Here is an 11,836-nt window from a genome sequence, read left to right on the forward strand (position 1 = left end):
CATAGCGGAGTGGGAGAGGCGAGGACAGCATGAGCCCGGTCGCCGCGGTGGACATTGGGGGGACGCGGACCCGGATCGCGCTCTTCGCGGAGGGGGAGCACGAGCCGCGGGAGTGGAAGGAGTTCCCCACGCCCCGTGGAGGAGACGTGCTGGAGGAGATCTCGGCCGCGCTGCGGGAGCTGCCGGGGATCGGGGCCGTGGGCGTCGGCTGTCCGGGACCGCTGGACCCGAGGAGCGGGGTCGTGCTCAACCCTCCTAACCTCTCGGCGGCGTGGTGGGGCCTGGAGGTGGCAGGCATCCTGGAGGAGCGGCTGGGGGTTCCGGCGGCGCTGGAGAACGACGCCAACCTGGGAGCACTGGGCGAGTCGGCCCACGGCGGCGGGTGCGGGCGCGATCCGGTGCTCTACGTCACGGTCTCCACCGGCATCGGGACCGGGCTGGTAGTCGGGGGCGAGATCTTCGGCGGCGCGCGCGGCTACGCCGTGGAGCTGGGGCACGCTCCCATCACCGACGGGCCCCGGTGCCGCTGCGGGAGGTTCGGCTGCCCGGAGGTCGTGGCCTCCGGCACCGCGATAGCCCGCCGGGCACGGGAGGCCGGCCGGAGAGTGGGGGCGGGCGGGGCGCGGGAGGTTCTGGAGGCCGCCGCCGGGGGCGACGGCCTCGCCCGCCGGGTGGTGGAGGCCTCGGCACGGGATCTGGGCCGGGCGCTGGCGAACGCCGTCTACGCCTATGACCCGGAAGTAGTGCTGCTGGGCGGCGGGGTGTCGCAATCCGACCTCTTCCTCGAGCTCGCGCGGGAGGCGGTGGAGGCGGAGATCACGCTGCCCGCCTTCCGGGGGGTGGAGATCCGGCGGGCCCACCTCGGGGAGAGAAGCGGCATCTACGGGGCGCGGGCGCTGGCGGAGAGGCGTGCCGCGAGTCCCGGATGAAGCCCGCAGGACGCGGTGCTATACTTCCGGAGATCCAAATCCCCCGCTGAGGCGTACATCATGGCGCCACAACCTATTGCCGGATAGGTCCTCAGACACCTGGAGCGAGAGGCCCGGGACGTTATGCGTACCCGATGCGAGGTGAAGAATGGTGGAGAAGCCATGATAGAGTTCAGAGAGGTCAGCAAGGTCTACCCCGACTCTGACGCACCGGCGGTCAGGGAGCTCTCGTTCACCATCCCGGACGGGGAGATCTGTGTGCTCGTCGGGCCCTCAGGGTGCGGCAAGACCACGACCATGCGCATGGTCAACCGCCTGATAGAGCCCTCTTCCGGCGAGATCCTCATAGACGGCGAGCCCAACACCGCCATGAGCGGCACCGAGCTCCGGCGCAGCATCGGATATGCCATCCAGCAGATCGGGCTCTTCCCCCACCGCACCATCGCCGAGAATATCGCCACCGTGCCCGCGCTGCTGAACTGGAGCAGGGATCGCATCCGCAGCCGGGTAGACGAACTGCTGGAGCTGGTGGGGCTGGAGCCGGACCGCTACCGGGACCGCTACCCGGCCGAGCTCTCCGGCGGGCAGCAGCAGCGGGTGGGGGTGGCGCGCGCGATGGCCGCCGACCCCCCGATCATGCTCATGGACGAGCCCTTCGGGGCGGTGGACCCCATAACGCGCGAGCGCTTGCAGGACGAGTTCCTGAACATCCAGCAGAACATCAGGAAGACCGTCGTCTTCGTCACCCACGACATAGACGAGGCGATAAAGCTGGGCGACAGGATCGCCATCCTCGAGCAGGGCGGCACCCTGGCCCGCTACGACACGCCGGAGAACATCCTCTCCGAGCCCGGCTCCGAGTTCGTCGCCTCGTTCATCGGCGGCGACCGGGTACTCAAGCGGCTCTCGCTCACGCGGGTCGGCGAGGTGGAGCTGGAGCCGCCGAACGGAGAGAAAGACCTGCCGCGCATAGACGAGCGGATGACGCTCCGGGACGCGCTCTCGGAGCTTCTCGGCCGTGGGGCCGGGAAGGGGGTGGTGACCGGCGACGGCGGGGTCCGCGGCGCGATCAGCATAGACGCCATCCGGGAGATGTTCCGTACCGGAGAGACACCGCGTGACTGAGGCGGCTCCCCAGTTCATCAGCTGGAGCTGGATAGCGGAGAACTTCTCCGACACCATCGTGCCCGCCATCATCGGCCACGTCTACCTCTCGGCGGTCTCGGTCGCCATCGCGGTCCTTATCTCGCTGCCGGCCGGGATACTGGCGGCCAAGCGCCGCGGCCTCTACGCTCCCATCACGGCCTTCACCGGGCTTCTGTTCACGATCCCCTCCCTGGCGCTCTTCACCATCCTTGTCACCGTGCCGGGCATCGGCATCGGGCCCAATGCGGTGATCATTGCGCTGGTAGCCTACTCGCTTCTGGTCCTGATCCGCAACGTGGTTGCCGGGCTGGACTCCGTCCCAGCCGAGACCATAGACGCGGCCAAGGGCATGGGGCTGACATCGCGCCAGATCCTCTTCCGGGTGGAGCTGCCGCTGGCGCTCCCGGTGATCGTGGCCGGGGTGAGGATAGCGACCGTGACGGTGATCGGGATCGCGACCATCGGGGCGTACGTCGGGGGCGGGGGACTCGGAACCCTGATCTTCGACGGCATCAACCGGAACTTCTCGACCATGGTGATAACCGGGGCGGTCCTGGCCACGGCGCTGGCGGTCGCGGCCGACTTGCTGCTGCTGGGCGTGGAGCGCTACCTGAGGCCGTGGGCGCGCCGGAAGCAGGAGGAGGCGGCTTAGGATGAGCCTCCTGCATGAGATGCTTGAGGTCTTAGCCCGCCCGGACTACTGGCCCGCCGTGTGGCGCCACGTAGAGCTCTCGGCGCTGGCGCTCATCCTCGGGGTGGCCATAGCCCTGCCGGTCGCGCTCGCGGTGAACCGCTCCCCTCTGGCGACGCTGGTCGCCATAAACGTCGGCAACGTGGGCCGGGCGGTGCCCTCTTTAGCCATCCTGGCGCTGGCGCTGCCTCTTTTCGGGTTCGGTTTCACGCCCTCGCTCATCGCGCTCGTCGCGCTGGCGATCCCGCCCATACTCATCAACGCCGCCACGGGCCTGACGGAGGTGGACCGGCAGATCATAGACGCCGCAAGGGGCATGGGCCTCTCGGGAGCGCAGGTCCTGACCCGCATCCGGCTGCCCATAGCCGCACCCGTGATCTTCGCCGGCATCCGCACCTCGGCGGTGCAGGTGGTGGCCAGCGCCACCCTGGCCACCTTCATCGGCGGCGGGGGTCTGGGAGATCTCATAGTGCTGGGGCTGCAGCGCAACATCCCGGCCGTACAGCTCGTGGGAGCGCTCTCGGTGGCGGCGCTGGCCATCCTCACCGAGCTCCTCTTCGGCGGCCTGGAACGGGCCTTCACCCCGAAGGGGATCCGGGTCGCCCGCAAACGCGGCAGGAAGTAAGCGAGCAAGGAAAGGACGGACGCGAAATGAAGACGTGCAAGAAGATGATCCGGGCCGTGGTGCTCGCCGGGGCGATCTTCGCCCTCATAGCCTGCGGCAACGTGGGCGAGAGCCCCGGCGGCGCGCCCGCCGGAGAGGGCGATGCAGCGGCCATCACCGTCGGCTCCAAGAACTTCACCGAGCAGTACATCTTGGGCGAGCTCTACGCCCAGGTGCTCGAGGCCAACGGGTTTAGCGTCGAGAAACAGCTCGACCTGGGCAGCGAGCAGCTCGCCGACCGGGCGCTGCAGAGCGGACAGATAGACCTCTACCCCGAGTACACCGGCACCGCTCTGGCCGCGGTGCTGAACTACGAGGGCGAGTTCCCGGACACTCCGGAGGAGACCTACGAGGCCGCGCGCGAACTCTACGCCGAGCGCGACCCGTCCGCCACCATGCTTAAGCCCGCCCCCTTCGACAACAACTACGGCATCTTCGTGCGCGCCGAGGTGGCCGAGCAATACGGGCTTGAGACCCTCGAGGATCTGGCCGAAGCCTCCCCCGAGCTCGTCTTCGTCTCCTTCTCCGAGTTCCAGGACCGCGAAGACGGCTACCCCAACATGCAGGAGAATTACGGCTTCGACTTCGAGAGGATCGAGATCGTCAACTCTTTAGGGCTGCGCTACCAGGGGGTACTGCAGGGCGATGGTGACGTCGGGGTGGGCTTCACCACCGACGGCCAGCTCACCTCCGACGAGCTGGTGGTGATGGAGGACACCAAGGGGATCTGGCCCATCTACCAGCCGGCCCCGGTCGTGCGCACCGAGGTTCTGGAAGAGAACCCGGAGATAGAGGAGATCCTGAACGACCTCTCCTCCAGGCTGGACATCGAGACCATGCGCGAGCTGAATGGCCAGGTGGACCTGGAGCAGCGCAATCCGGAGGACGTAGCCCGCGAGTGGCTCCAGGAGGAGGGCCTGATCGAGTAGAGCCCGCCGCGCTTCTCCGGCACCGCCCCACCCTGCTAGACTGGTACCCATGGCAGCGCGCGTAAGGATAAAGCCGGAGCTAATAACCGAAAACCGGATGCGGATAGAGATGTTCGACGTCGAAGACGAGGACCTGGAAAACACCATCCGAATGAAGGGCTGGGCCTGGGTGCTCGCCCGCCGGGCCTGGGTCTACGCCGGAGAGCCGGACTTCATCTACCGCCAGATCCGGGAGGTCATCATCGCCGAAGACGGCATAGAGTTCATCCCGGAGGATCTGGAGGAGACGGTGCGGACCGTCGAGGAGAAGGCCCGCAGCGAGGAAGAGCTCGAAGAGGGGCGCGAGCTTCTGCGCCGGGCGTTCGAGAAGACCGGCCAGACAGAGGCCTTAGCCCTTCTGGATCGGGATTAGCTCTCCGGGCCGCCCTCTCCCGCGAACGGCAGCGCTTCGTAGCGGACGAACCGCTCCAGATCCGGGTAGAACTTGCTCGTCGTGACCGGCCTGCGGGCGAAGCTGGCGAGCGGCTCTCGCTCGCCGCCCGGCTCGTGCAGCATGATCCGCACCGATTCCTCGTCCAGCTCGATGTAGTTGTACGTGGGCGGCATGGTGCCCCGCAAGCGCAGGGTCGAAACCGTACCGGAGTGCACGATCCTCACCCCCGAGATGCTCCAGACGTAGGGCACGTGCCGGTGCCCGGCCAGGACGAGATCCACCTTCAGCTCCCTCAGGATGGCCATCACGTCCCCCGCATCGCGCAGGATGTTCACGTCCCGGCCCGTCCCCGGCACGGCCAGGATGTGGTGGTGGATCATGAGTATCCTGGGTCCCCTCTCCCAGTCCCGCAACTCGGAGTCCATCCAGGCGTAGTACTCGCGCCCTACCTCTCCCTCGTCCAGGTCCGGTTTGGTCGAGTCTATGGCCACCACCTTCGCCTCTCCCCCCGGGAGGGGTATGACCGTCGAGCTCACCCGGCTGCCGAAGAAGTCCTCAAAGTACCGGTAGCCGACGTTCTTGGCATCGTGGTTGCCGGGCACGTACACCACGTTCGGGCACTTTAGGCGGTCCAGGTACGCCCTCGCCTCCTCGAACTCCCAGCGGTAGCCCTCCATCGTGATGTCCCCCGCCACGGCCACCAGGTCCGGCTCCAGCTCGTTGGCCTCCTCCACGGCGGCCCGCAGCAGCTCCGGCCGGAAGAGACCCGAACCCACGTGAATATCCGACATCTGAACTATCTTCATCTCTCTGCCCCTCTCTCGGCAACTCGGACTCCGGCAAGGTACTCCCGGGCGGCCGCGAGCTGCCGCTCCACCGACTCCGGAGCGGTGGAGCCGGCAGACCTCCTGTTCCGGATGCTGCCCTCCGGCGTAAGCAGCTCCCGCGGCAACTCTCCCAGCGCCGGGTGCGCCGCCACAAGCTCCTCCCGCGGCGCATCCTGCAGCGAGACCCCCAGCTCCTCACACCGCCGGACGAGCCATCCGACGGCCCGGTGCGCCTCCCGGAACGGCACCCCGCGCGCCGCCAAGAAGTCTGCAGCTTCCGTGGCGAGTGCGAACCCCCCGGCGGCGGCACGCATCCTCTCCGCGTCGAACCGGGCGGTCCTCAGCATCTCCGGCAGCACCGCCAGCATCGCCAGCACCGCGTCCACCGCGTCGAAGAGCGGCTCCTTGTCCTCCTGCAGATCCTTGGAGTAGCCGGACGGCAGACCCTTGAGCGTGATGAGCAGCGAGCTCAGATCCCCGACCAGACGCCCCGCCTTGCCGCGCATGAGCTCCCAGGCGTCCGGGTTCTTTTTCTGGGGCATGATAGACGAGCCGGAGGCGTAGGCGTCATCCAGCCGCGCGAAGGCGAACTCCTGACTCGTCCAGAGCACCCACTCCTCTCCCATCCGGCTAAGATGCACCCCGAGCATCGCACAGGCGTAGAGCAGATCGCAGGCGAAGTCCCGGTCCGAGACGGCATCGAGCGAGTTGGCGAACGGCTCCATGCCTAGCTCAGAGGCGGTCATCCCGACATCCACGGGGTGCGGCGTCCCGCCGAGCGCCGCGGCCCCAAGCGGGGAGAAGCGGGCGGCCTCGGACGCGGCCTCGATCCGCCGCACGTCGCGCTTGAGCGCCTCGAAGTGCGCCAGCAGGTGGTGGGAGAGCAACAGCGGCTGGGCGCGCTGCAGGTGCGTGTACCCGGGCAGGATCACGCCCCGGTTCGCCTCCGCCACCTCCAGAAGCGCCCGCATGACCTCCAGCACCCCCCGCCTTATCCGGTCCGCGGCGTCGAGCGTGAAGAGGCGCAGGTCGAGCGCCACCTGATCGTTGCGGCTCCGGCCGGTGTGCAGCTTGAGCGCGACCTCGCCCACGAGCTCGCGCAGCCGCCGCTCGACGGCCGTGTGTACGTCTTCGTCCGCCAGCGTCCAGCGGAACTCCCCGGACTCTACCTCATCCAGCACCGCCTCCAGCCCGCGCACGAGCCGCGCCGATTCCTCCTCCGAGATGATGCCGCAACGCCCGAGCATCCGGGCATGGGCGATGGAGCCCCGGATGTCGTAGGGCGCGAGGCGCACGTCGAAGGGTATGGAGGCGTTGAGCCGCTCGAACGCCTCCGCCGGAGAGGCGGCGAACCGCCCGCCCCAGAGCTTCTTCTCTCCCGGATGTCTCACGTCCCCCAGTTTAGATCAAACCCGGTGTCCCCGCGCCGGGTGAGGGGTTTAACCGCGGAAGGCCTCGAGGATGGCCTCGTTGGCCTCCCCGTCCGGTATGAAGACCCACATGCCGTCGGGCAGGATGACGGGCGCGCCTTTCAGCTGCATAGAAGACATGGCGTTCCCGCTCCGGTGCCTCACGAAGGTCTGGCCGAGCGATATGAGCTGCCCGAGGCTAAGATCGGTCTCCACGTTCTCGGCGACCACCCCCGCTACCTCGGGCACCTTCGCCAGGGACTCCCACCTCAGAACCTGGTCGCGCAGGGCGGCCACGAGCTGCTGCTGACGCTCTATCCGGTCGAGATCCCCCCCGGGAGTCCCACGGTATCTGGCGTATAGCAGGGCTTGCCGGCCGCTGAGCCTCTGAACCCCCTCACCTATCCTCCACCCGGGCGGGAACTCATCCCGCACCTCGACCTCCACTCCTCCCAGAGCGTCCACCGCCCGCTCGAAGCCCTGGAAGTCCGCGATCGCGTAGTGGTCTATCTGCACCCCGGTGAAGCGTTCAACCACCTCCACCGTCCTCGAGACGCCCCCATAGGCGAACGCGCTGTTGATGCGGTCCCACCGGCCCGGCTCTACCTCCACGTACATGTCGCGCGGAATGGAGAGCACCCGCACGTTCCCGGTCTCCTTCTCCAGCCGGACGAGCATCATGACGTCGGTCCGCACCGCCTCCTCCCCGCTCCGGTCGTCCAGATAACCATCGACGCCCAGAACGAGCACGGTGAGCGCCTCTACCGCCGGAGCACGCCCGGAAACTCCGGAGGCCGCCCGCTGCGCAGGCTCCTCCCCAACGAGCGCCTCCGCCGTCCACACCCCGGCACCACCCGCCAGCAACGCCACCCCCAGAACGAGCGCCAGGAAGCCCAGCCGGCGCGCCCTCTGACGCCTCTTCCAGAGGCCCCGCGACTCCGTCCCGCCGAACCGCCGTCCAGCGTACTTCATGCGATCAGTGTATCCCCTGTTCCTAAGCTGCGCCAGAACACCGCCTACCCGAAGAACCGGCGCCACCAGGGACCACCCAGCTTCCTCCGGCGCATCTTCGGCGGCTCCCTCCTCTTCCCGGGCACCACCCTCTCCTGCGCGGCACCGAGCAGCAGCCGGCGGGGAGGGTACAGCCCCATCCGCTCGATGAGCGCCTCGCTCTTCTCCAGCCTCCCAAGCAGCTCTCCGTACCGCTCGTACTGGTCGGGCCGCATGCCCCGGCTCAGGTAGTGCCCGTGAACCTCCCCCAGATCGTCCTTGATCGTCCGCTCCCACTCCAGAGAGAAGGCGCGGCGCTCCTCCTCCGGCATCTCCCCCCACCTCCCGGACACGCGGTGCAGCTCCTCCACCCCGGCGAAGAGCCGGTTCAGAATCCTCTCTATGCGAAGCTGCGCTATCTCCGGGAACCGGTCCATAAGCATCACCCAGAGGATATTACGTATCGGCGGCGCCTTCGATCGCTCCTGCAGAAACAAAAACGGCGGGCGCCCGCCGGACGCCCGCCAGAGACGGCCCATCCCGCCGGACCTAGCCCTGAGCCTGAGCCCGCGGTCCCCCCCTCAGCTCCATCAGGACCCAGCCCGACAGAACGACGACCGCGAGGCCGACGATCCAGGCACTCCAGCCGGCCGGCTGCAGAACGAGCCCAAACGCCCACGGCGAGACGAAAACCCAGGCCCCCAGCAGAAGCCCGATCCAGTGCGGCAGCTGCTCGCCAGGCATGTACAGCGCCCAGAGCGAGACCAGAACGACGGCCAAACCCACGATCCAGAAGTTCCACGCCCCGGCCATCGTCTCCGCAGCAGTGCCCAGAACCCAGGCCGAGACGAACAGCCACGCCCCGAGCGCCGCCCGTACCCAGTCCTGCCAGCGGGTCCAGGGCCTCAAGGTCACCACCGGTCCTCACCTCCTTTCAAAACCTTGCTACCTTGCCTTCTACGTATGTTATACCGCAAAATGAAATTAACGTCACATATCTTTGTACGATCGGGCTGCGGTCAGGGGCGGGGGGAGATCTGCGAATTCGGCTACGGCCGGTTCGGCCAGGCGTTCGAACGAGTTCGCGTACCTTATGCTCGTGGTATCTGTATGGGTTATTTATCTGGCCGGCATCTGCCAGAATTCTCATCCGGAGGGGTAATCAGCGGGTCGGGCAGTCTCTGAGGTGGGATTAGCACCAAAGGCAGCCTCATGTACCTTCGTCGCTCAACGGCTCTCTCGAGCTGCACCACTCCACGATCGAGAGAGCCAGCACTTGAGTTACGCTCTTAACACTTTCAAGATCCACCCACTCGTCCGGAGCGTGCAGGTTGCCTCCCAGAGGGCCGTAGCAGGTAGCCGAAATACCGCTGTAGAGGTTGAAGAAGCGAATGTCTGTGGTCCCGGTAAAGGAGTAGAACTGCAGCTCCTTACCGGTAACGCTGCGGTGCTGTTCGCCGAGGGTGGCGAAGAGGGGCTCTGAGCGCTCTACGGTGCATCCTTCGGCCTGAAAGGCGTAGAAGACTATCTCCGGCGGGTTCTCGGAGAGCCAGGAGTCTTCTCTTGCACGCTCCATCAGGTGACGTTTGAAGCGTCTCTGCACTTCTTTCAGATCCTCTCCAGGGTAGCAGGCGATGCGCACCTCGAAGGTGCACTCCTCGGGCACAGAAGAGGTCCAGTCCCCACCTCGAATCCGGCCGATGTTGTAGTTAAGCGGGTGCTCGTGCCCTGCAAAGTAGGCCGGGCGCCCGGCTGCATTGGCCTTGGCTTCGAGTTCTTTCACAGCTTCCATCATGGGATATGCTTTGGAGATGGCGTTGACCGCACCGGAGGCCCGCTCGGCGTGCGCCCCCTGCCCCCGGACCGTCACCCGCGCCCACATGACCCCTACCTGCGCCTCAAGAGCGGTCTGCGCGAAGGGCTCCGGGATTATAGCTGCGTCTGCCGTGTATCCCCGCGCCCGCGCGGAGAGTGTCCCGTTGCCGGTACACTCCTCCTCTATAACCGTCTCCAGGGTGAGGTCGCCCTCAAGGGCGATGTCTTCCTCTTTGATAGCCCGCACGGCGTAGATCATGGCCGCAATCCCGCTCTTCATATCCGCCGCCCCGCGACCGTACATGCGGCCATCCGAGATCTCGGCGCCCCACGGGTCGCAGGTCCAGTGGTGCTCCGGGGTTGCCGGGACCACGTCCACATGCCCGTTGAGGATCAGAGACCTGCCCCCTCCGGAGCCCCTCAGGGTAGCGGCGACGTTCGGCCGGCTCTCGTAGGGCCACTCAACCGGAGAGTAGCCGGGCATCCGGGAGATCTCGGCCGGATCTATCTGCCAGATGTCCGGCTTAAGCCCCATCTCCTCCAGCTCCCGGGCGATGTACCGCTGCACCGGAGCCTCGTTACCCAGCGTGCTGGGTCGCCGCACCAGCCCCCTTAAGAACTCCAGCTCCTGCTCCCAGTTGCGCTCGATACGCCGGAGTAGTCCGGTTCTGATCTCGTCGTTCAACCTCTACCTCCCCAGCCGATCAGAGACGCCACCTCTAAAGGTTTCATAAACCGAGGTTGAAGAAGAAATACCCCCATACCACAACCGAGAGAACCAGGAAGAAGATGGCGATGGCGTATATATTCCGATACTCCTGCTTCAGCTTCGCCAGTCCGCCCGGCTTTGACAGAACATCTCTGATAGTTATGTCCGAGGCTCTCGCGCCCTTCATCTGCTGGAAATACTCCACTTCCCGTTCGGTGGGCCGGGTTAACAAGGCAACGACAACCAGCGAAATGACTGCCAGGGCGAAAGCTACCATGAGCGGATCCAGGAAGAGGGGAAGAGCCACCATCTCTCTGTTCACCAGCTCCGTGATACCGATGAAGCTCACAACACCGACCAGCATACTAACCATCGCAGCCTTGGCGTTCATCCTCCTCCATTCAAGCCCGGCCACCACGGTCGGCAACCAGCCGACCGCAAAGAGCGCTCCGGCCCAGATGGAGATCCAGTAGATGGCCGCCGGTTGGGCAATGGCGATCGCAGCAACCACAAGCCCGACGATCACCTGCGCCGTACGGCTCACTATCATGCGGTGTCTCTCACTGATACGTTCACTTCTCAGATTCTCGTAGAGGTCCCTGGACAGGCCGAAGCCCGCCAGTACGAACAATGTCGAGGCGGTGGACATTATCGCTGCCATCAGAGCGGCCAGACCTACCCCACCGAGAACCGCCGGAACGTGCTCCAGAAACGCCACTATCATGACGCGGTCGGTCTCCTCAATGCCCGGCTCAAGCACCCGCATCGCGCTGGCCGCCAGAAAGACGGGGATCTGCATGAACGGCACCAGGAAGATCCCGATAATGGCGGCCCTCAGGATGACAAAGTCGTTTTTCGCCGGGAAGACGCGGGATACGAGGGCAGGCGTGCACGTGAAGAACAGAACCCAGACCAGAAACTGGGAGAGCGAGAAGCCAAGAGGTCTTCCCTCCGCACCGGCTATGGTCCAGTAACCCGGATACGAATCCGACAGGGCCCTCATGTCGGCAAAACCAACCTGGGCCATGATGATAGGAGCGATGATCACCGCAACCGCCAGCATGGTGAAGAACATCAGGGTGTCGGTGACCACCACACCAAACATGCCGCCGAGAGCCGCGAAGACCAGAAGGGCCAGAACGAACACGATGATCATCACGGGGAAAGATATGCCGGTGACCTCACTAAGAACCAGCCCCGCACCGATTAATACTACAGTTGTAGATAGTGGTATGCTCTGGCATCATGCTCACTCCTGCTAAAGGAGGACGGACATGGTGCGACACCCGGTGGA

The 11,836-nt window shown here is 66.0% G+C and carries 13 protein-coding genes; 6 read left to right on the forward strand and 7 right to left on the reverse strand.

Annotated features, from left to right (window positions below):
* Nucleotides 1–29: 29 nt before the first annotated feature.
* From E0L93_RS09635 to E0L93_RS09660, 6 genes are all read left to right on the forward strand, one after another.
* Complete coding sequence (locus tag E0L93_RS09635) at nt 30–929, forward strand: ROK family protein (protein ID WP_132691283.1); 900 nt, start codon at nt 30–32, stop codon at nt 927–929.
* Nucleotides 930–1,091: 162 nt separating this feature from the next.
* A complete protein-coding gene (locus E0L93_RS09640) occupies nt 1,092–2,054 on the forward strand; it encodes an ABC transporter ATP-binding protein (RefSeq protein WP_132691285.1) in 963 nt (320 codons plus the stop codon).
* The gene (locus tag E0L93_RS09645; protein ID WP_132691287.1) at nt 2,047–2,727 is read left to right on the forward strand and encodes an ABC transporter permease; all 681 of its coding nucleotides are present in this window, start codon (nt 2,047–2,049) and stop codon (nt 2,725–2,727) included. The genes E0L93_RS09640 and E0L93_RS09645 overlap by 8 nt, the downstream gene beginning before the upstream one ends.
* Nucleotide 2,728: 1 nt before the next feature.
* Complete coding sequence (locus tag E0L93_RS09650; RefSeq protein WP_243638176.1) at nt 2,729–3,391, forward strand: ABC transporter permease; 663 nt, start codon at nt 2,729–2,731, stop codon at nt 3,389–3,391.
* A 26-nt stretch (nt 3,392–3,417) separates the two neighbouring features.
* Entirely contained in the window at nt 3,418–4,359 is a 942-nt protein-coding gene (locus E0L93_RS09655; RefSeq protein WP_132691289.1) for a glycine betaine ABC transporter substrate-binding protein, read from the forward strand.
* A gap of 49 nt (nt 4,360–4,408) precedes the next feature.
* Nucleotides 4,409–4,771, forward strand: coding sequence for a hypothetical protein (locus tag E0L93_RS09660; protein WP_132691291.1), 363 nt, complete (start codon nt 4,409–4,411; stop codon nt 4,769–4,771).
* Here the strand turns inward: E0L93_RS09660 and E0L93_RS09665 are convergent.
* The 7 genes from E0L93_RS09665 to E0L93_RS09695 form a co-directional block, all read right to left on the reverse strand.
* Nucleotides 4,768–5,598, reverse strand: a complete 831-nt coding sequence (locus E0L93_RS09665) for a metallophosphoesterase family protein (RefSeq protein WP_132691293.1) — start codon at nt 5,596–5,598, stop codon at nt 4,768–4,770. The two genes, E0L93_RS09660 and E0L93_RS09665, sit on opposite strands and share 4 nt — an antisense overlap.
* Entirely contained in the window at nt 5,595–7,010 is a 1,416-nt protein-coding gene (argH, locus tag E0L93_RS09670; RefSeq protein ID WP_243638177.1) for an argininosuccinate lyase, read from the reverse strand. The genes E0L93_RS09665 and argH overlap by 4 nt, the downstream gene beginning before the upstream one ends.
* Nucleotides 7,011–7,058: 48 nt before the next feature.
* Nucleotides 7,059–8,000, reverse strand: a complete 942-nt coding sequence (locus tag E0L93_RS09675; RefSeq protein WP_132691297.1) for an LCP family protein — start codon at nt 7,998–8,000, stop codon at nt 7,059–7,061.
* 44 nt (nt 8,001–8,044) lie between these two features.
* Nucleotides 8,045–8,455 carry a hypothetical protein gene (locus tag E0L93_RS09680; RefSeq protein WP_132691299.1) on the reverse strand — a complete coding sequence of 137 codons (411 nt, stop codon included), beginning with the start codon at nt 8,453–8,455 and terminating at the stop codon, nt 8,045–8,047.
* 112 nt (nt 8,456–8,567) lie between these two features.
* Nucleotides 8,568–8,936 (reverse strand): SPW repeat protein, encoded by a 369-nt coding sequence (locus tag E0L93_RS09685; protein WP_132691301.1) that lies wholly within the window; start codon nt 8,934–8,936, stop codon nt 8,568–8,570.
* Nucleotides 8,937–9,228: 292 nt separating this feature from the next.
* Nucleotides 9,229–10,518, reverse strand: a complete 1,290-nt coding sequence (locus E0L93_RS09690) for an ArgE/DapE family deacylase (protein ID WP_207890404.1) — start codon at nt 10,516–10,518, stop codon at nt 9,229–9,231.
* A gap of 43 nt (nt 10,519–10,561) precedes the next feature.
* Nucleotides 10,562–11,776 (reverse strand): sodium:solute symporter family protein, encoded by a 1,215-nt coding sequence (locus tag E0L93_RS09695; protein ID WP_132691303.1) that lies wholly within the window; start codon nt 11,774–11,776, stop codon nt 10,562–10,564.
* Between the last annotated feature and the right edge of the window lie 60 nt (nt 11,777–11,836).

The organism is Rubrobacter taiwanensis (assembly GCF_004337705.1).
GTDB classification, from domain to species: domain Bacteria; phylum Actinomycetota; class Rubrobacteria; order Rubrobacterales; family Rubrobacteraceae; genus Rubrobacter_C; species Rubrobacter_C taiwanensis.

What these genes read in the sequence shown, in the direction of transcription:
- E0L93_RS09640 (WP_132691285.1), top strand. Translation starts at nt 1,092, where the DNA reads ATGATAGAGTTCAGAGAGGTCAGCAAGGTCTACCCCGACTCTGACGCA.
- E0L93_RS09665 (WP_132691293.1), bottom strand. Translation starts at nt 5,598, where the DNA reads ATGAAGATAGTTCAGATGTCGGATATTCACGTGGGTTCGGGTCTCTTC.
- E0L93_RS09675 (WP_132691297.1), bottom strand. Translation starts at nt 8,000, where the DNA reads ATGAAGTACGCTGGACGGCGGTTCGGCGGGACGGAGTCGCGGGGCCTC.
- E0L93_RS09650 (WP_243638176.1), top strand. Translation starts at nt 2,729, where the DNA reads ATGAGCCTCCTGCATGAGATGCTTGAGGTCTTAGCCCGCCCGGACTAC.
- E0L93_RS09655 (WP_132691289.1), top strand. Translation starts at nt 3,418, where the DNA reads ATGAAGACGTGCAAGAAGATGATCCGGGCCGTGGTGCTCGCCGGGGCG.
- E0L93_RS09660 (WP_132691291.1), top strand. Translation starts at nt 4,409, where the DNA reads ATGGCAGCGCGCGTAAGGATAAAGCCGGAGCTAATAACCGAAAACCGG.
- E0L93_RS09635 (WP_132691283.1), top strand. Translation starts at nt 30, where the DNA reads ATGAGCCCGGTCGCCGCGGTGGACATTGGGGGGACGCGGACCCGGATC.
- E0L93_RS09680 (WP_132691299.1), bottom strand. Translation starts at nt 8,455, where the DNA reads ATGGACCGGTTCCCGGAGATAGCGCAGCTTCGCATAGAGAGGATTCTG.